Source organism: Rhodoferax sp. GW822-FHT04A08 (genome assembly GCF_058801025.1).
The window spans coordinates 1-19,716 of record NZ_JBXAMW010000029.1 but is presented as its reverse complement, the minus strand read 5'-3'; the positions used below and the strand labels follow the sequence as shown (position 1 = coordinate 19,716).

Here is a 19,716-nt window from a genome sequence, read left to right as displayed (position 1 = left end):
CAATTGAATTGCTCGAAACGTACTTACGTCCGTGTACAAAGTGTTACACGATAGCGACAAATTGCCATCGTCTGGATTCCTTCCGTCTTATTGACCACGTCTGCCAAGTTCTTTTCTCATTGCAAATCTGCAATCGGTTGAATCCGCCATTCAAAGGCTGATGTTCAAGTCAGGATTCGCTTGGAAGACGCACGCAATGCCAACGTTATAGGTCATAACGGGTCACGTTGAAACACAGCAGTTTAGGCATCTCACTGTTCATTTCGAAATGTAGTTAACGTGGGCATCAATTTCCTGCTGCAAAAGTTCGCTGAATTCAGCAACGTTCACTGCTTTACTGAAATAGTGCCCTTGAGCCTGGGTTGCGGTACCGGTGGAACTAAGAAATGAATGTTGTGCCTCTGTCTCCACACCTTCAACGATCACACCAATTTTTGCTTCTCTTGCGAGATTGATAATCGCGCGAATAGTATTGGCACTTGTTGGATCAATTGAGGCATCCCTAAGCATCGATTGTGCGATCTTTAAGTGGTTTACTCGGTAAGCCTGAAGGTAGTTGAAGGAGGAGTATTCAGTACCAAAGTCATCAATGGCGATCTTTACACCCAGCTCCCGTAGCTGCGGAATGACGCCATTGCGCGTCCATGTCATCTGGGCCAGCATCGCCTCGGTAACGTCGAACTCCAAGTCACCGGGATTGAGATGCCATCTTTCTAGCGTTTCGATCACGTTACGCACTAGTTCCTTGCCTCGTTCGAGCTGTACAAGGGACAGATTAATGGCCATAACCTGCGGTGCCAAATTGGAGTCACGCCACAAGCGCATTTGCTTACAGGCCTGATTCAATACCCATTGCCCCAAAGCAACGATTGAACCTGTCTTTTCTGCGATGGCAATGAAGGAGCCTGCATTGAGGAGTCCGCGCGTCGGGTGATTCCACCGGACTAGCGCCTCTACTCCAACAATCTTGTTTGTCGATAACTCAATCTGAGGTTGATAGTAGAGCTCGAGTTCGTTGTGCTCAATGGCATTTTTCAAATCCTCTCCGATTGAAACTCGCTCTTGAACGGCCAAGTCCAGTTCATTGGAATGGAATCGGTACTGATTGCGCCCTTCCTCCTTGGATCGGTAAAGCGCCAAATCGGCCTGTACAACCATGGCGTCAGCACCTGCGCTTTCATTCAGGAATGGACAGATGCCAATGCTCGCGGAGATTCTGATTTCGATGCCATTCAGTACAAAAGGCAGCGCAACGTTACTCAATATCTTTGTGGCCAATGCACCAGCGTTGGCCGGCTCACTGATTTCCCCTTGCAAAATGGCAAACTCGTCCCCCCCCAGCCTGGCGACGAGGTCAGAATCCCTGGTACAGGCTCGAAGTCGCTGAGAGACCTCTTTCAGCAGCGAATCACCGACCGGATGGCCATAGGTGTCGTTGACAGGTTTGAAGTGGTCCAGATCAATATAGAGAATCGCAAATGGTGTCGCACCGCGACGTGCAGCTGCAAAAGCTTGGTGCAGGCGCTCAGTAAACGTGGCACGATTTGCCAAGCCTGTCAGATTGTCAGTACGGGCCAGCTGTGCAATTCTTTCTTCTGCAGCCTTGCGCTCAGTGATGTCAAGAATGATCCCCTCAACTTCAATGAGCTTGCCTTCGCCATCGCGCACCGGAATGTAGCGATTTTCCACCCATCGTTGGCCACCATCACCTGTGTGCATTCTGAACTCGATTGAGGCGCCTTGTGCATCCTTCTCCAACATTCGAGCCATCGAAGTTACCACCTTGGATCGATCAGCGTCGTTGACCAAGATATCCATCCAATCGGACACTTGTAGCAGCGCAGAAGCGTTGTGGCCAAATTTTGTAATGTTGTGAGAAATATAAATGAGCGGAAAAGTTGGCTCTCCACGAAGTCGATAGAGAATCGTAGGACTATTTTTCACAATGATGTTGGCGTCCGACAATTCTCTTGTCCGTTCCTCAACAGCCTGTTCAAGATCATTCATTTTGAAATCAGCTTCCTCCGTAACCTGCCATTTCTTGGACAGCGTACTCGCGAGTTGACTAACTTCAATTGGATCGAATGGTTTCTTCAACACCAATAGACGATCCCGTGCATCCAGTCGACTGAAGACTTCAATCCATGACTGATCCGCGTACGCTGTGCAAATCACAATTTGCAATTTCGGGTCCAATTGCCAAATTCGTTCGATTGTTTCGACTCCATCCCATCCCGGAGGCATACGCATATCAATGAAAGCCATAGCGTAGGGGGTGTTCTGACGCAGCGACTCTTCAACCATAGAAACTGCTTCTTGCCCCTGGAATGCGCTACTTAGCGTGAACTCCAAAACCGTGGGCTTCTCAGTTGGCCCGAACAATGCATCTTCTATATCTGTGAGGTTGTTCGTACGTAGAATTGGACACAGTATTTTTCGAAAATCTTCGTGAATGGATGGCATGTCATCGGCTAGAAGAATTCTTCTATTTTCTGTAATCTTCATGATGTGTCCTTGCTATATTACTTAGGAAGTGCAGGTCTCCAGATGTACCCGATCCACCCGTCCGTATCACCATAATATCAATTCAAATTAACCATGCTCACATGATGTATTCGCAGATGTTGCTCGACTAGAACTGCCCCTGTATACGTGAGATATTGTTGATTTATTGCTCTAGTTGCCGGATTTTTCAAATTCAGATGATCGAATGGGAATGCTCAGAGTGAATGACGCTCCTTTGCCGACACCATCACTTTGCGCACTGAGCGTTCCGCCCATTTCCTGAGCGGCTACAACACAACTATGCAATCCAAAACCATGTCCGTTTGGTCGAGTGGTGAAACCATGAGAGAACACCCGTTTCAAGTTTTCGGGTGCAATTCCTTCACCATTGTCCCTGACTTGAATATGCAGTACAAGCCTACCTTTTCCTTCTTCCATATAGGTGCGCAGGGTCATAGTTGGATGTACCACCCCATCTGCACTAAGGGCCTGCCTGGCATTGGCTATTAGATTTACCAGAATTTGTAGCACACGGTGTCGATCAAGAGCATAAGCGGGAAGTTCAGAGTACTCCCTGACTACTTCAGTCTTAAGGTGCGATGGAGATACAGAATTCATGCGCAAAGCATCTTCGATTAGATCGATTAGATTTGTGCTTTCAACCATGCGTTTTGAACTGGCATAGGACTGTTGCGTTGCAATCACCTGTTTGACATGCTCCACATTTTTCAGCAACGAGTTGAGCTCATTGGATATGGCGTCGTGTTCTAGTCGCAACGTCTCCGTAAGTTGTCGAAAATAGGTTGGCAGCAGTTTGCCTCGCGCATCATTCGCAATGAAATCCCCGAGATGACTGGCGTTCTCCTCCATCAGATTTGCGACACGCTCCAATCCAATGATTTTGGAACTGGCCAGCTGGGTACTTATAAGTCCTGCGGAGACATTGATGCTGTTGAGAACGTTCCCAACATTGTGCAAAACATTGATGGCGATTTCTGCCATGCCGGCTATCCGCGCTGAATCCAACAATTGGGCCTGCACCTCTTCAATGCGTGCATGTGCAGCTTTTAACTCCGAAATATTCTTGGATGTACCAAACGTGCCGATAATTTTGCCACTTTTATCCCGCCATGGCCCTTTTGTGGTGAGATACCAGACGACGCGCCCATCGGGATGTTCTGTTTTCTCGCTCTTTTCGACAATTGAAATTCCAGTGCGAAGAATTTCCGCTTCGTCGTTGCCAAACTCTGCAGCTCTTTCCGTGCCATAAATATCCGCATCGGTCTTGCCAATGACATATTTTTCAAACTCTTCTGCACTGGTCAGGTGCACTGGTAAAGCATTCGCTTTGTCGCCCGTGCGTGCCGCCAAGTATCGGGTGGTGGCAAGGCGCAACAAATTGTTGACTTCGGATCTACTGATTTTGACGAACCGTGACTGCGTGTCTTTGAAGAAAATGGAGTCTGGCGTGTTATCCATCAAAATGGAAAAGAGATCTCTTTGGTAGGCCAGCTCCGCTTCAGTGTTTTTGAATTCTGTTATGTCTTTTGATATGCCAAACGTGCCAACAATCTTTCCATCCTTGTTTCGCAAAGGCATTTTTGTTGTCCATGCCCACGTTTCCTGACGGCCATCCTGCCAGGTTTCCTTCTCCACTTTGCCAACTATTGGTTGACCGGTCCGAATGATCTCTTGTTCATCTTCAAATGCAGGAGTAGCGTGATCCTTTGAAAATATATCGAAATCCGTCTTTCCGATCAAATCATCAGGGGACTGCTCTCCAAATTCGAGGGCTTGCGCTCGACTGCATTTGATAAAGCGCGAGAGGGTATCTTTAAAGTAGATGTGATCTGGAGAGTTTTCCAGGAGCGCTCGAAGCAAGTCTCGTTCGTCTATTTCCGATTCTTGGGGAATTAATTGGTCGGAAGGCGATTTGGTCGACCGGGATGAGTCGCCTGGCGTTGGCTTTTTGTCACGGGGGATCATGCTACTCACGATGGCAACCTCCTTGCAGTTTCGAGTCTTTGAAAATCAGCCTGAACTTCTTTGCTCTTTACGCACCACTTCCTGTAGGAAATGTATCGCTGAGGGGCCTTCACAGCAACAAGCACGGTACGAATACCCATTAGGGCATAGCGACATCAAACGAATTCAAAGGTCAGCGATAGCCCCAAGGTTATATGGACAGTTGTCGCTTGCACAGAGGAGATGTGCATTGTCAATACTCCATCTCGTTAAATCATCAAAACGTTGGAATATGACTTGTGCCTACGTAGCAACAATATCTACTGTGAAACTTCTGGTCAGGAGCACTGAGACGTTGTTGAATTGTCTGGCGAAGCCGTCGCCGAATGGGTAAAGCAATGGAACGAGCGCTACACAAGCGGCTAGCGAGAGGATGATGGGCTCCTTGCGCGGGCAACTTATGGTTTTCTATATTCGAATTGACTTGAAAGAGTTTGGGCGCGCACTTAATGAACTGGGCCTTCAAAAATGAATTTTGAAAGCCAAGTTGTGGCGGTTACTCGACAATGCAACTGCGCGATTCATTCGTTGCGACTACTTGGTTCTATGATGCCGTTTTTATTACTTCTCAATAGCTTAATTGTAAAAAAAAGCAATTTTCCCAATTTCTAATTATCGGATCTGCGCAAACTTTTCAAAATTTTTGCAAGCTGCAAATCCGCTTGAGTTGTAACTTCCTCGCCCCATGCTGATGGCGAGTCCGCCAGCTGATCTTTTAGAGCAAGGGAAAGTTCGACCAATGTGTCCCTTAATTGGGCAAGAGCCTCCGCTATTGAGTTAAGTTCTATCCTCGCATCTGTATGTCTCATTTGTTTAACTCCTTCAGACATTTGTGGTCGGCAATTGTGGGATTCTATTGGGCATATGTAGCCTTACCGTCAGGCCTCAAGTGCTGAAGTATTTTTGATTGCGGGCAGAAACCCCTGGATGCTCACGAAGACAAGTCCAGCTGGTTTGTCTGACTAAGGAAAGTTCACTCAACTGATTGCAGGAATATATAGATTCAGGAAGAGAGAAGCCAGCATAAAGAATGTACCTTCGCTGCTAAGCAATGTGGACACTGTCTCCAAGCTGTCCAGGCATCATGGATCGGAAAATTCCGATCATTGACGGAAATTTCTGTCTTCGATACAGCCCATTCCGATGGTGGTTTACGCGGGCCTCCTGCACTATTCGGGGATGCAATCATTTACCGCCGTTTCCATAGAGAGCTGCCCTTCCACACGGTGGTTCATCCGCATGGCCCTGGAGTTCAGCGGCTTTTCTGTCGCCGAAGCGTGCGAAGGCCCAGCCGGGCTGGAGCTTGTGTATTCCCTGTGTCCCGATCTGGTGTTGGTGGGATGTGGCATCACCGGAATTCAGGCCATTGAACTTTGCAAATTGATTCGCCTGGACTTTCAGCTTAACAAGACTGTGGTGGTCATGCTTTCCGACTGCGGGGACGACCTGGAAGTACAGGAAGGGCTCAAGGCTGGCGCCAGTGCCTATCTGGTCAAGCCATTCAGCCCCGTGCGCTTAATTTCGCTTGCACATCAACTGGTTCATAGCCCGTTTTCGGTTACCTCAAGCAACCCATCGTGAGTTCCAGCAACGCCCAACTTTCTTCCAACAAGACTTTATGCAAACACCATCAACCACATCACCCGACTCTTCTGCTGCACGACCATCGCTGCGCGGCGGACGGAGTGCACAGTCCAATGAAGGACCAAGCGTCCCGAGCGAGTGGCTCAGCTTCAAGCTGGGCGACGAGGAATACGGCATCGACATCCTTAGCGTGCAGGAAATCCGTTCATTTGAAAAGCCCACCCGCATGGCCAACATGCCAGCCTTCGTGCTGGGGGTGCTGAATCTGCGTGGCATGATCGTGCCGGTGCTCGATATGCGGGTGAAGTTCAATCTGGAGCGGGTGGAGTACGGTGACCTCACCGTGTGCATTGTGCTGAGCATAGGACACAGGACCGTGGGCATGGTGGTGGACGGTGTGTCGGACGTAGTGGCGCTTTCCCCCGAGCAGATGCGTCCGGTACCAGAGTTCTCTTCCAGCATCGGGAGCGAACACCTGCTGGCCATTGGTTCCCTGGCGAACCGCATGCTGATATTGCTCGACATCGACAAGCTCATGGCCAGCCCGGTCATGGGGTTGTTTTCCTCAAACGTTCAGTAGACACATACCTGGAGACAACGACCATGAACAACATGACTGTAAGAGCCAAGCTCACCTTGGCATTTGGTGGCCTGGGCGCCCTGGTGCTGCTGGTCGCCGGCATGGCCATCATCACGCTGGGAGACGCCAAGGAGCGCTTTGACAACTACGTCAACGGTATCGGCGCGCGGGCCAACACGGCACACCTTGTGCGGGAGGCAATAGACCTGCGTGCGGTTGCCGCACGCAATCTGGTATTGGTAACCACGCCCGAAGACCTTGCGATGGAAAAAGAGGTGGTCACCAAGGCGCACGCCGATGTGGGGAGCAATATGACCAAGCTTAAAAAGCTGGCCGAAGCACCGGGTGTATCCGAAGAGGTGCGCCGGTTGATTGGGGCCATCGACAAGATCGAGCAGTCCTACGCGCCGGTGGCCATGTCCATTGTCGACTTGGCGCTGCAAGGCAAGAAGGACGAGGCCATTGCCAAAATAAACACCGAATGCCGCCCACTCCTGGCCAAGCTGGTCAAGGTTTCGGATGAGTACTCCACCTTCACGGCCGCTCACGCGGCCAAGCTGGTGCAGGCCGCAACGGAGGACTATGCGGCCCAGCGCAACTATCTGATCCTGGCATGTTGTGTGGCGCTGATAGGTGCCGTGGTGGCAGGTGTGCTGATCACCCGCAGCCTCACTCGGGCCTTGGGTGGTGAGCCTGGTGTTTTGTGTGAGGTGGTGGGCAAGGTGGCCGACGGCAATCTGACCAGTCAACTGCAGGTGCGTAGTGGTGACACTGTCAGCGTGATGGCCGCTGTCGCCCGCATGCAGACTGCGCTGACCCACGTGGTGGCAACGGTTCGCTCCGGCTCTGAGGGCGTTTCCAGCGCCAGTGCCGAGATTGCCTCCGGCAACAACGATCTCTCCGCCCGCACCGAGCAGCAGGCCAGCGCGCTGGAGGAAACTGCCGCATCCATGGAAGAGCTTAGCTCGACGGTCAGGCAAAACGCCGACAACGCCCGTCAGGCCAATCAGGCGGCGCAAAGCGCATCCAGAGTGGCGGTCCAGGGTGGTGAGGTGGTGGCTCAGGTGGTGGACACCATGAAGGGCATCAACGACAGTTCCAAGAAGATCAGCGACATCATCAGCGTGATCGACGGCATTGCCTTTCAAACCAACATTCTGGCGCTCAACGCGGCAGTGGAAGCCGCGCGTGCGGGTGACCAGGGTCGCGGCTTTGCGGTGGTTGCCAGCGAAGTGCGCTCATTGGCCGGACGCTCGGCCGAAGCGGCCAAGGAAATCAAGATGCTGATCAATGCCAGCGTGGAACGGGTGGAACAGGGCACGATCCTGGTGGATCAGGCCGGTGAGACCATGACCGAAGTGGTGAGCTCCATCCGCCGGGTGACTGACATCATGGGGGAGATCAGCGCGGCCAGCGCAGAGCAGGCTGCGGGGGTTGGCCAGGTGGGCGAGGCGGTGACGGAGCTGGACCAGGCAACACAGCAGAACGCGGCATTGGTGGAAGAAATGGCCGCGGCGGCTTCGAGCCTGAAGGGGCAGGCGCAGGACTTGGTGCAGGCAGTCAGCGTATTCCAACTGGCCGGCCAAAGCGAGGAACACTTCCGGACTGCTGCAGTGCAGCGGGCGCCCGCGCGACGCGTGGAACATGCGCGCGCAGTTGGCGCCAAGCTACCGGCAGCCGTCACAGCCAGCCAAGCGCCCCGGATTGCAGCTCAGGCCAAGAAAAAGGTCGTTGCCACAGCCGAAGCCGAAGGCGATTGGTCCAGCTTTTGATGCACGGCGTGCCAGAATCCGACAGGCGCTGCGGCAAGTGAATAAATAAAAATCAGGGAAACAGAGACTTCATCGTTGGAAGGGCGTCCAAAATGCCACTTTTCTTGGTTAGCAGTTACGACCCACAATTGGTTGCGTTGTCATTGCTCGTCGCCGTATTCGCCTCCTATGTAGCCCTTGACCTGTCGCGACGGGTTGCTCAGCACAGTGGAAAAGGCGCAATTGTCTGGCTTACCGGTGGGTCGCTGGTCATGGGGTCGGGCATCTGGGCCATGCACTTTGTGGGAATGATGGCTTTCAGTTTGCCTATTCCTTTGGGCTATGACTGGTCCATTACCCTGGTGTCGTGGATTGCTGCAATAACCGTCTCCGGTGTGGCACTCTATATCGCCAGCACCAAGGCACTGAATTCCAGGCAGCTATTCGTCGGCGGAACCATCATGGGCCTTGGCATTTCGCTTATGCATTACGTCGGGATGTACGCAATGCAAATGGATCCGGCAATAGTCTGGAACCCATGGCTTGTTGTGCTTTCAATCGCCATTGCAATCGGCGCATCCTTTGTGGCGCTGCGGATTTTTTTCTGGATGCGTTCACATCAGCAGGAGCGGGTGCTGCAATGGCAAATACTGTCTTCGATAGTGATGGGTCTTGCCATTTTCACCATGCACTTCACAGGAATGGCTGCTGCCCAGTTTCCGTTGGGCAGCATATGTCGATCGGCCAACGGCTATGGCACGGGTGGATTCGGCTATGTGGTGGGCGCGGTTGCCTTTGGTTTTCTCGTCACAACGCTTATCACGTCGCTGCTTGACGCCAGGTTCGACAATCAAATGCGCATATTGGCAACGGCATTCAATGTCCAGGAGTGCATTCTTGTCACAGATGCTGACGGGAAGATTCTCAGAGTGAATGAAGAATTCACAAAAGTCACTGGTTTCATGGAAGAGGAAGTCATTGGTCAGAACCCGAGAATCCTGAATTCGGGTCGACACGACGCTGCCTTCTTTGCAGCAATGTGGAGTAAGGTCCACACGACTGGGAGTTGGACTGGTGAGATTTGGAATTGCCGCAAGAATGGCCAGGCTTTTCTGGAACGGCTGACGATCACCGCAGTGAAGGACTCAAATGGCCGCATCGTCAACTACGTCAGCAATTCGGTTGATATCACCAAGAGTAAGGCTGCGGAAGAGGAGATCCAGCGGCTTGCGTTTTACGATTCACTCACCAACTTGTCCAACCGGCGCCTTCTGATTGACCGATTGCAGCAGGCTTTGGCATCCAGCGCCCGCAACGGACACACCGGTGCATTGCTGTTCATCGACCTGGACAACTTCAAGGATCTCAATGACTCCCAGGGGCACGAAATGGGAGACCTGCTGTTGCGGCAGGTGGCCGCCCGCATCAGTGGGGGTGTACGGGCGTGTGATACGGTTTCGCGATTCGGAGGCGACGAATTCGTGGTGCTGCTGGAGGACCTGAGCGCCGACGCAGTCGAAGCAGCGTCTGAAGCCGGACGTATTGGTCAGAAGATTCTGGATGGCCTCAGCATTTCCTATGATCTGGGAGATGCCTCGCACCACAGCACTGCCAGCATGGGCATTGCGCTATTCAGCAACCATGACCAGGGAGTAGAAGAGCTGCTGAAGCAAGCCGACATTGCCATGTACCAAGCCAAGAAGGCAGGGCGAAATAGGCTGCGGTTCTTTGATCGGAAGATGCAAGAGAGCATCAGTGCCCGTGTGAGCCTTGAAGGAGAACTTCGTCAAGCGCTATTGAAGAACCAATTTCAGCTGTTCTACCAGATTCAAGTGAACAGCGAAGGCTGTGCACTCGGCGCCGAGGCATTGATCCGTTGGGTTCATCCGCAAAAGGGGTTGGTGCCACCCGCCCAATTCATCCCCATTGCCGAAGAGTCCGGATTGATTCTTCCAATCGGCCAATGGGTGTTGGACATGGCCTGCGTTCAACTGAAGGCTTGGGAAAATATCGAACTCACACAGGGCCTTGCATTGGCCATCAACGTCAGTGCCAAGCAGTTCCAACAAGCCGATTTCGTTGATCAAGTGGTGCAGACAATTCAGCGCCACGGAATCAATCCACGGAGACTGAAGTTGGAGTTGACGGAGAGCATGCTGCTCGAAGATATCAACGACACAATTTTAAAAATGAAAACATTGAACAAGTTGGGAGTAATGTTTTCTCTCGATGATTTTGGTACGGGCTACTCATCGTTGCAGTATCTCAAGCGCTTGCCGCTTGAACAACTCAAGATCGACCAGTCATTTGTTCGTGACATTGTCTCGGACGTACAAGACCGCGCAATTGTTCACACCATCATCGCCATGGCTTCGAGCCTGGACATGGGTGTAATTGCTGAAGGGGTTGAGACCATTGACCACCAGCGTATGTTGTTGGACAAGGGGTGCGTCAATTTTCAGGGCTATTTATTTGGCAAGCCTCTGCCCATTGATGAGTTTGAAGCCCTGCTGTGGGCCGTCGAGGATCTGACTGCGAATAGTATTGATGTTTCATCCGTCTGACCTCGCTGTCAACGGCATCTATTGGTGGTCGCAGAATCGATCAACAAAAAATCGGAACGCGTATCAATTCCTTGCTCAAACCGGTAACGTTCAACTACTCAACCAAGCGCTTAAGGTGCGTTGACGGTGACTTGGTTGAAGAAAAATGTGAGCAATTGGAAATGTTTTGTGATTGGTTTTCTTGAGTCGAAGAAGCGCCACTTCGAGGCAGCATTCGTGACTTGCGTATAACCTAGAACAAACAGCCAAGAGGAACGTCGAAACCAGTCATTCACAAGAGCCTGCTCGTGGTCGTTAGCTGGCGATTCGCAAGTGAGATGACCTCACTTTGAACAGTCAACCTTCAGCTTTGCTGATTCGACTCATGCTTCATTTTTGAAGATGCAGCTTCGATCGTGGCAAATGAGTAGCGGTTGCGTCCGGCATTTTTCGACAAATACATGGCATGGTCGGCAGCACTGAGAACGCGTTCGACCGTGTTGCCATGCTTTGAAAAAAGCGCGATGCCAATGCTGACTCCAATCAGCACCTGCGTACCTGCAATCTCGAAAGGCTTGCGCAGGGCTTCAATAATATTGTCGGCCACTCGCACAGCATCCGTATCGTCACGCAAGCTTGGCAATATCACGGTAAATTCGTCACCCCCTAGGCGTGCCACTGTGTCACTTTCCCGTACTTGCTCGCGCAGGCGTTTAGCAGCCGCCACTAGCAGACTATCTCCGGCAGCGTGGCCGAGCTGGTCATTCACTTCCTTGAAGTGATCAAGGTCCAGGAACATCAAAGCGCCTGGTGTGCCATCTCGTCGACCGTGTGCCATGGCTTGTCCCAGGCGATCGAAAAACAGGCTGCGGTTAGGTAGGTCGGTCAGCAGATCAAAGTTGGCCGAATGTCTTATGCGCTCTTCTTCTATCCGACGTTGGGTGATGTCCTCCAGAATGGCAACATAGTGGCTGACTTGTCCCTCCGCGTTGAGCAAAGGTGTCACTGTCTGGCTGACGGTGTATCGGGTTCCATCACGACGGGCGTTGACAACGTCTCCATGCCACGTCGTTCCGGCCTTGATGGTTTGCCAGAAATGCTGATAGAAGGCAGCGTCCTGGGCGCCCGAGCTCAGCACATTTGGGTTCTTGCCGAGTATTTCCTCGCTCGAAAAGCCCGATAGCTCGGTAAAGGCCCGGTTGACCCACAGTATGTTGGCCTTGGCATCGGTGACGAAGACGGAGTTGCCCACACCAGCCAGAGCCGTATCCATCAATGTCAGCCATTCCTGCTGCATCGCAGATTCCAGTGCGTAGCCCAAACGCGTGGCGATGGTCGCCAGGCGCTGCGGCAACTCCTCACCATCGAAGTGGTGAGCATCACGCCCATACAGGGCAAGCGCGCCCCAGGTTGCGCCACGCAAGGTCACCGGAAGAATAATCACGGAGCGTGTCTGCTCGGAGGCAATGCGCGAACTGCAGGACTGGCATTGCGGATCATCGGACATCACGATCTTCCAGTTCCCGCTTTGGATTACTTCTCCGGCGAAGGCACAACAAGATGGATCGCCCTTCCAGCGCATGCTGCCTGAACGCAAGGAGCTAAGCATGCCCTTTTCGTCCCCTTCCGCGCTGGCCAACATCACAAGTTTGCCGTCCTTGTCTGCACGACCAACCCAAGCCGCCATCAGATCGAAGACGGGCAGAATCTCTTCGCAAAACATCTGCGCAATGGACTCCAAATTCGTCTGCCACTTCAATAGGACGTTGTCCAATGCGCTGAAAATGGTATCCACTTCCTTGGTTCGGTGCTGCTCAGTTATATCCTTTGCAAAGATGGCGACACTTTCCACCGTGCCCGAAGCATCTTTGACCGGGTAGAGGCTGTTGCTGAAGAACACCGAGCCCCGTCTATCCTGTGAGTGTTGAGGTTGCCCGCTTGTAAAGACTTGCTGCACCAGGACTCTTCGCTTATCTGCGAGGGATTCCGGCATGAGCGCGAAGAAATTCTTGCCATTGATTTCTTCCGGGGATTGTCCAAACCGGCTCGCGCCAAATGCGTTGATGGCAAGAATCCTGCCTTCCGGATCCAGCAGCAGGACGGACTCGTTGGTTGCGTCGATCAATGCGCGCATACGAATGCGGCTCTCCTGAACCAGCTGTTCGGCCTTATGGTGCTCTGCCAACTCCCGCTGCAACTCTATATTGGTGTCGCGCAGTTCGATTGTGCGGGCAGCAACTTCCACTTCAAGTGAGTTCCGTTGTCGCGCCAACAGGGCGTCGCGCACTTCAATTTTTTCCAGCATCTCGTTGAAGCCGTTCGCCAGTTCGACAATTTCGCCTCGCCCTTCCACGGGCAGGCGCTCCGCAAACGCACCATCCTCTTGCCCAATTCGACGCATCGCAATGACGGTTTGATGAAGCGGGCGGGTAATGCTACTTGCTAACAAACTGGCCAACAGCAGAATGACCATTCCACTGGCGGCCGCGAACAAAAGTGTGTATCCGATCTGGCTCCTCACAATGGCATCCACTTCGTCCACGTAGACACCGGATCCAATCAGCCACCCCCAGGGCTCGAATTTCTCGACATAGGACAACTTGGGGTAGCGCTGTTCCGTCACCCCAGCGCCCACTTTGGGCTTTGGCCAGTCGTAAGTGACGTACCCTTTACCGCCCTTGTTCACCACTTCGACGAAGGTCGCGAAGAGATTCTTCTTGCCATCGATTGGCACAAAGGGGCCTTCCGTGCCAACGAGCTGTCCCTTGGCGCTGTTGAATTGGGCTGAGTCCAGAACTTGTCCATCCAACTCGGGCAATGTGGGATGTACGACCATCCTGGGAAATGGGAGGCTCAGATCGGTAAGCCAGAAATACTCGGCTCCGTCGTAACGCATGGCCCGAATGGTGTCTTTGGCGGCCTGTTGAGCTGCAGCCTCGGAGAGCTCGCCCCGTACTTGCATCTGGTGATAGTGGGACAGTACGCTAAGACCCGTTTCTACCAATTGGCGGGTCTTTTCCTCCTTTTCCCGCCACATTTCGTCTCTTAATGTCAACGCACTGATGAGGCCACCAAGAACGATGCCGCCGATCAGGAGCACAACCAGTGCCCAGATCCGGTTGCGCACGCTCAGGCGGTTAAGCGGGGAATTCATTTGGTAGCTTCAACGACTTTATTGGAATCCCTGTCAGTATGTGGTTGGCACCCTTTCACCATAATTGATGTTAATCAAATAGTAAGGAGGAAAGCAAGATTGAATTTGCTCAGTTGGATATCCAGACTCGTCAGCACTTGTGTGACGTCGGTCGCTGGTTTGACGCACAAGGCAATCGGATAACAGCTATCTGAAAATCATCTGGTCTTCCACAATGGCAAATGCCCTGGCAATTTCTGCTTCAGTGGCAAGCTCGGTCTGTTGTTGGTGAATGCCCAGGAACTCCCTGATCGTGCCGGATTCAGCGGGATTCAGCGAGTATCCGAAACCGTTGAGCGCACGCTCCTGACACGAGCAGATGGACGCTTGGGCGGCAAGAATGTCCTCAATGCACTCGGCGCCGTAACCCCATTCAGAAAGCACCAACCCCATGTTGCAGCATGCGTACAACCTGCTCGCGTGAACCCGAGTTCCAGATCCGGCAACCAGCTCGTCAAAGGCGCAGAGACTGGTAAGGGTAATGTCCGTGTGCAATTGCCGCGAGATGGGTTTCTGTGCAAAGGCCCGCCAGATCGGATTGCCTGCAAGAATCCTTTGGTGCGACTTGCGAACCTTCTTCTTCAGCATGGTATCTGCTTTCTGGACCAGAGCGATTGCACTAGGCGGTGCGCGCCCGCCCGCCTTTTTCAGCCCAGGTCCGGGTCCAGCGAATTTGCATGGTGCGCAGCAGGACCAGCATGATGACAGCCACGCAAGCAAACCCCAGAAATCCCCACATGAATGTTCCCGTGTATTGCTTCGATATGCCCATCGCGTTGGGAATAAGCCCCCCACCCAGTGCACCAATCTCACCAATCATGGAGCCCGCAACGGCCGTCGTGGTTGGCCAGCGCAATGGAACCAATTGGAACAACGCTCCATTGCCGGCCCCCAGAGCAGAAAAGCACAGCATGAATAGCAGCATGGTTACCGTCAGTGAATTTCCTGCGAGGCCACATAGCGCCAGGGAGACGGCAGTGATGCCGAGAACCGTGGTCAGTGTGTTCACGCCCCCCCAATGGTCCGACAGCCATCCGCCTACGATTCTCAAGGCTGCACCCAGGAAGGCCGCCAGCATGGTGAGCTGACCCGCCTGGACTTTGCTAACGCCAAATTGGTCATAGAAGTAGCTGGGCAGGAAGGTTGCCAAGCCCAGGAATCCTCCAAAGGTGACGACGTAGATCAGGCTGAATGCCCAGCCATCCTTTTCATACAGGCAACTCAGATGGTCCTTCAGCTTGGAGTGGGGTGAAAGATCCGTTGGCTCCTTGGCAAAAATCACCATCACGGCAGCGGGTACTGCCACACTCAAGGCGGCAAAGCCATAGACGGTCTGCCATCCATACCTCTGGGCCAGCATGGGGGCCAACAATGCCGCAAATGCGGTTCCCACATTGCCTGCACCTACGATGCCCATGGCCAAACCCTTGTAGCGCGGCGGGAAGGTGCCGGACCCCAGTGACATTGCAACCCCAAAGCTTGCTCCCGCTACGCCCAGCAGTACACCCATTGCAATGATGTCATTGAACGTCTGCACGAAGAAATATCCATAGGCCATGGCAATAGCGATACCACCCATTTCGACCAGGGTGGCGTTCTTGCGACCTATGTACTGTGCAAGCAGTCCCAGCGGGAATCTCAGGAGGGCGCCGGCAAAGATTGGAATGGACAGCATGACCCCCTTTTGGGTGGGGCTGAGATGCAATGCCTCGCTGATAAAGGGCGCCATGCTGCCGTTGATCACCCAGATGGCAAAGGAGAAAGTGAAATAGGTCAGAGCGGCCCAAAGCGTTGGGGCATGGCCAGCTTGCAAAAACAGGCGGAAGTTCTTCATGGGATCTCGCAGCAAAGTTCAAACGCGGAAATGGGAACCCCTGGACCTTTGTCGAGGGTTGGAGACTGCCATCGGCATGCATGGCGAATGAGGACTTCGTTGTCCTTGACTTCAGCCACCTCCTGGCAAGGAGGTGGTTCGATCAAATGGCCTTCGTTGGCCGGAGTGAATTGGCTCAAGCAATGCCCGTGCCAATATTTCCGCAAGTGAGGGGTGTCATCTATTTGGGCAGAAATAGAAGCCAGTAGATGAGGAGCAAGTTGAAAAGCATTGATACGGCAAAAGCCAGCTTCCAAGCGGTGCTGGGGCTGCGCAGCAGCAGAGGGGTGTTTTGCGGGATGGGCAATGGTCTTGCAGCCCCTCGCTCCAGCGCAAGAAGAAACTCTTCACCCGTTTCAAACCGTTGGCTCTGGTCTCGCGCCACGGCTTTCAGAATCACGTGGTCAAGCCAAATGGGGATTTCCGGTCGATGGCGGCTTGGGGGCACCGGGTCCCTGTGGTACCTGCCTATCTGGTACGGCAGCACTTGGCCGTAGGGCAGGCGGCCTGTGAGGAGTTGGTAGAGGGTCACGCCCAGCGCAAAAAGATCGCTGCGCGCATCAGGCAACTGCTTCGCGGTCATGTCGCCACCCTTGATGCTGAAACCCCACTGTTCAGGATTGACGTAGCTGGGTGTTCCCGCATGCAGCTCCCGCGCAGATTGCGACTCCCGTCCGCTGAGCGCAACGCCTAGATCGAGGATGCGCAGGACTCCGTCTTCACCCTGATGCAGGTTGGTCGGGTTGATGTCCCGGTGTACCACGCCTTGTCGGTGCAGGAGCATGAGGCCCTTGAGAGCCTGGGTCGCCAAGCCCAGCAATTGCGGCACCTGCAACGGCCCTTTGTGCGCAAGCCACTGGGCGCAGGTCTCACCCCGGTGCCAGTCGTAGAGCAGAAAGCACGCAGAACGGGGGGTCTTGCCCGGCAATTCATCGTGCAGTGTCACCAGGTAGTCGGCAGCGCTGGACGAGCGCATGCGCTTGGCCAGCCACGCCTCGTGCGCCAGCATCTCTCGCTCCTGCGGATCGTTGGCGCGTGACGGGTTCAGTGTTTTGAGCGCGAACAGTTTCTGTGAAGCGAGATCACGTACCTGGTACAGCAGGTTGACACCGTTATCCGCCACCAGTGCAGTCACCGACAGTCCATCGATGACACTGCCCACCTGCAAGCGTGGCGGGATGGGCAGCGTTTTCAGGCTCTGGCTTTCGTCGGATAGGGATGCATCCAGGAGGCCAATGACCCGCAGAACCAGCGCAGTGACGTTGTCCTGGCTTGAGGCCTTGCGTGCTGCGTCAATCAGTGCCTGCGCTGCCAGCTGTGAAGAGTTGTGGCTGAGCACCGTCTCCCGGATTCTTTTGGAGTCCAGACTGCCGTGTACTCCATCTGTGAGCAACACAAACACATCTCCCACCTGCGCGTCGCCTTGCTCGTAATCCACGGCCACGCGATCCTCATATCCGATGGCACGCAGCAACTGGTGATGAAAGTCCGGATGCTGCACGACATGGTCCTGCGTCAACTGGATCAACTCTCCGTCGCGCAACAAATAGGCGCGCGTGTCGCCCACATGGGCAAGGGCGTACGACTGGCCCTTGATGACCAGAGCGGTCAATGTGCTCATGCCAAGAGCCGGCATGCGGCGGCGGTTGATGCCAGCCAGCCAGGCGTTTTGGGCGGAAATAACCCGATCCAGTGCGACGGTCGTGTTCCACGTCTCAGGCGTGCCGTAATAGTCTCGCAGCAGACTGATGACTGTGGTTTGGGCTGCTTCACGCCCCATGCCGCCGTGACTCACTCCATCTGCAACTGCCGCAATGGCACCCATGTCGGCCTGGGCTGGACTGGGCAGCATGGCGCCACAAAAGTCCTCGTTGACCTCCCTGGCGCCCGCCTGGGAAGTAAATCCGATGTCGATTTCAAATGCCATGCACCAAGGGTACGCAATTTCTGCGCCCAAATGTTGCGCAAAAGAGTTTGGGTTCGCCCAGTTTTGGTGCGGCGCAGCACATGCGGTGCATCAGATCGAAAACTGGGGAACCAACGCAATGCTCATGAAGACGCAAGTGCCTCAACCCACCAGGACTTCCAGACTTCGCTCGTAGTGGGCCGCCAATTGGTCAAAGAGCTCCAGCAGCTTTTCGCTGCTCTGGAACACCTCATCCATGAATTCGGCCCGTTTGCGAGGCGCCGCACCAGGCAGGCTCTTGGCGGCCGCCACCATTCTGAGCCATGCAATGCCTGCGTCTTGCAGCGTCTGGTGAATGGCAGCGTCGCTGAGCGGTATGGCATTGAGGGACGTCAGTGCCGCCTCGAATTCGGTTTGTGCTGCCAACATGCCGTCTTTGACCGCTGCACTGGACGCGCCCTGCGGCTCAGCCGTCTGCAGCGCAAATCGTGCGTAGCGTTGCGAGAGCATGCGTTGGCGCCCTGCCAGATTGAGTAGACGCAGCGGCGTGGCCTGCCCCGATGCTTCCAAACGGGCCGTCAGGCGCTCGGCGCCCTGCAAAAGGTTTTCCGCCAGATCTTCCACGGCCTCGCTGGGGCCGGACGTCAGCGCCGTCTTGAGCTGCCCCCAGCTCTTTTCAACCTGATCCAGCAAGTCGCCAAACGTTGGCAATGAGATGCTCTTGCGCAGCAATTCAAAATTGCCGTTGACCCAATCCACTGACTTTTGCAGCAAATCTGCATATTGCTCGGACTGCGGACTGGACTCCTTCAGCAAATGCAGTTTGAAGAGGCGCTGCGAGAGCATCCGCAGCTGCCCGGAATGGTTGACGGCCTCTGCAAAGCGTGCCGACTGGATCACGTGCTGCGAGAGCTGCCCCATACGCTGATTGGAGCTCATGGCCGTTGAGCGCAGCACCTTGAATGCATCGTCATCCGATATTTGCTGGGCGCGCATCAGTATGCCTTTTGCCCGATCCACGACTTTGCGTTCTTCATAGCGCGTTGCCATGTCCTCATAGGCCTTGCGCAATTGCTGTTCGTGGCGAAAACGTGCCTGTGCCAGCTGAATCAGAGGGCGCAGGCGGTTGCTCGAGTAGCCATTGACTGCATACACGTGAATGCCGGATGCAATGGACCTCTCTATGTTTTTGGCATCGGAATCGTGGGTGAAAACGATCAAAGGGCAGGGCATTGCCTTTTCAAACAACTGGATGGCGTCGAACCAGCTGCTGCTCGGAGAGGGCTCGTCGCAGATCACCACGTCTGGTGCATGAATTGCCACGGCTTGCACCAATTTATTCACCTCATGCATTGTTGCAAGCACCGTAATGCCGGCATCCTGCAAGTCTGCCTTTAAGGATGGGGCCGTCAATTGGCGGGTGACGCATAACAAGGCGGATGTCATTTGGGACTGGTTTCTAGGGGGAGTTGGCGCGTTCAACGCGAAATAGGCCATATTGTTATTCTGATTTGGGAAATCGTGGTTGCGGCCATGTGGCATGGCTCTTGCATTGACACAGGCACAACGCAACGACGCGTTAGAAAGAGATTACACCGCCCAGATTCTGTGCACAACGAAGTTGCGCAGTGTTGGCGGTCCATATCCGGCACCTGCCGGTACGTCTTGGTCAAGACGTGGTTCTCACTCCCCCCTTTTTTTTCCTGCGCAGCTTTGCTGCGTCCGAATTGATCTATTGGTCTGAATGGAGACTCCC

General features: G+C 53.8%; 12 protein-coding genes. 4 read left to right on the top strand and 8 right to left on the bottom strand.

Going from position 1 to position 19,716, the window contains the following annotated elements:
• Positions 1 to 258: 258 nt before the first annotated feature.
• From AC1RMF_RS25615 to AC1RMF_RS25605, 3 genes are all read right to left on the bottom strand, one after another.
• Positions 259 to 2,505, bottom strand: coding sequence for a two-component system response regulator (locus tag AC1RMF_RS25615; protein ID WP_493145303.1), 2,247 nt, complete (start codon positions 2,503 to 2,505; stop codon positions 259 to 261).
• Between the two features lie 171 nt (positions 2,506 to 2,676).
• Positions 2,677 to 4,491, bottom strand: coding sequence for a PAS domain-containing protein (locus AC1RMF_RS25610; RefSeq protein WP_493145309.1), 1,815 nt, complete (start codon positions 4,489 to 4,491; stop codon positions 2,677 to 2,679).
• 647 nt (positions 4,492 to 5,138) lie between these two features.
• Positions 5,139 to 5,339, bottom strand: coding sequence for a hypothetical protein (locus AC1RMF_RS25605; RefSeq protein ID WP_493145301.1), 201 nt, complete (start codon positions 5,337 to 5,339; stop codon positions 5,139 to 5,141).
• 370 nt (positions 5,340 to 5,709) lie between these two features.
• On the opposite strand from AC1RMF_RS25605, the gene AC1RMF_RS25600 reads away from it, so the two are divergent.
• From AC1RMF_RS25600 to AC1RMF_RS25585, 4 genes are all read left to right on the top strand, one after another.
• Positions 5,710 to 6,111: a response regulator transcription factor gene (locus AC1RMF_RS25600; RefSeq protein ID WP_493145299.1), complete on the top strand. Its 402-nt coding sequence runs from the start codon at positions 5,710 to 5,712 to the stop codon at positions 6,109 to 6,111.
• A gap of 37 nt (positions 6,112 to 6,148) precedes the next feature.
• Complete coding sequence (locus tag AC1RMF_RS25595) at positions 6,149 to 6,694, top strand: chemotaxis protein CheW (protein ID WP_493145298.1); 546 nt, start codon at positions 6,149 to 6,151, stop codon at positions 6,692 to 6,694.
• 23 nt (positions 6,695 to 6,717) lie between these two features.
• The gene (locus AC1RMF_RS25590; protein ID WP_493145297.1) at positions 6,718 to 8,466 is read left to right on the top strand and encodes a methyl-accepting chemotaxis protein; all 1,749 of its coding nucleotides are present in this window, start codon (positions 6,718 to 6,720) and stop codon (positions 8,464 to 8,466) included.
• 92 nt (positions 8,467 to 8,558) lie between these two features.
• Positions 8,559 to 11,009 carry an EAL domain-containing protein gene (locus AC1RMF_RS25585; RefSeq protein ID WP_493145296.1) on the top strand — a complete coding sequence of 817 codons (2,451 nt, stop codon included), beginning with the start codon at positions 8,559 to 8,561 and terminating at the stop codon, positions 11,007 to 11,009.
• Positions 11,010 to 11,352: 343 nt separating this feature from the next.
• On the opposite strand, the gene AC1RMF_RS25580 is transcribed toward AC1RMF_RS25585, so the two are convergent.
• The 5 genes from AC1RMF_RS25580 to AC1RMF_RS25560 form a co-directional block, all read right to left on the bottom strand.
• Positions 11,353 to 14,142 carry a diguanylate cyclase domain-containing protein gene (locus AC1RMF_RS25580; RefSeq protein ID WP_493145295.1) on the bottom strand — a complete coding sequence of 930 codons (2,790 nt, stop codon included), beginning with the start codon at positions 14,140 to 14,142 and terminating at the stop codon, positions 11,353 to 11,355.
• Positions 14,143 to 14,328: 186 nt separating this feature from the next.
• On the bottom strand, positions 14,329 to 14,769 hold the full coding sequence (locus AC1RMF_RS25575; RefSeq protein ID WP_342620487.1) for a hypothetical protein: 441 nt from the start codon (positions 14,767 to 14,769) through the stop codon (positions 14,329 to 14,331).
• A gap of 31 nt (positions 14,770 to 14,800) precedes the next feature.
• Positions 14,801 to 16,015, bottom strand: coding sequence for an MFS transporter (locus tag AC1RMF_RS25570; RefSeq protein WP_342620488.1), 1,215 nt, complete (start codon positions 16,013 to 16,015; stop codon positions 14,801 to 14,803).
• 220 nt (positions 16,016 to 16,235) lie between these two features.
• Positions 16,236 to 17,981, bottom strand: a complete 1,746-nt coding sequence (locus AC1RMF_RS25565) for a bifunctional protein-serine/threonine kinase/phosphatase (RefSeq protein ID WP_493145293.1) — start codon at positions 17,979 to 17,981, stop codon at positions 16,236 to 16,238.
• A gap of 141 nt (positions 17,982 to 18,122) precedes the next feature.
• A complete protein-coding gene (locus tag AC1RMF_RS25560) occupies positions 18,123 to 19,283 on the bottom strand; it encodes an ANTAR domain-containing protein (RefSeq protein WP_493145291.1) in 1,161 nt (386 codons plus the stop codon).
• Between the last annotated feature and the right edge of the window lie 433 nt (positions 19,284 to 19,716).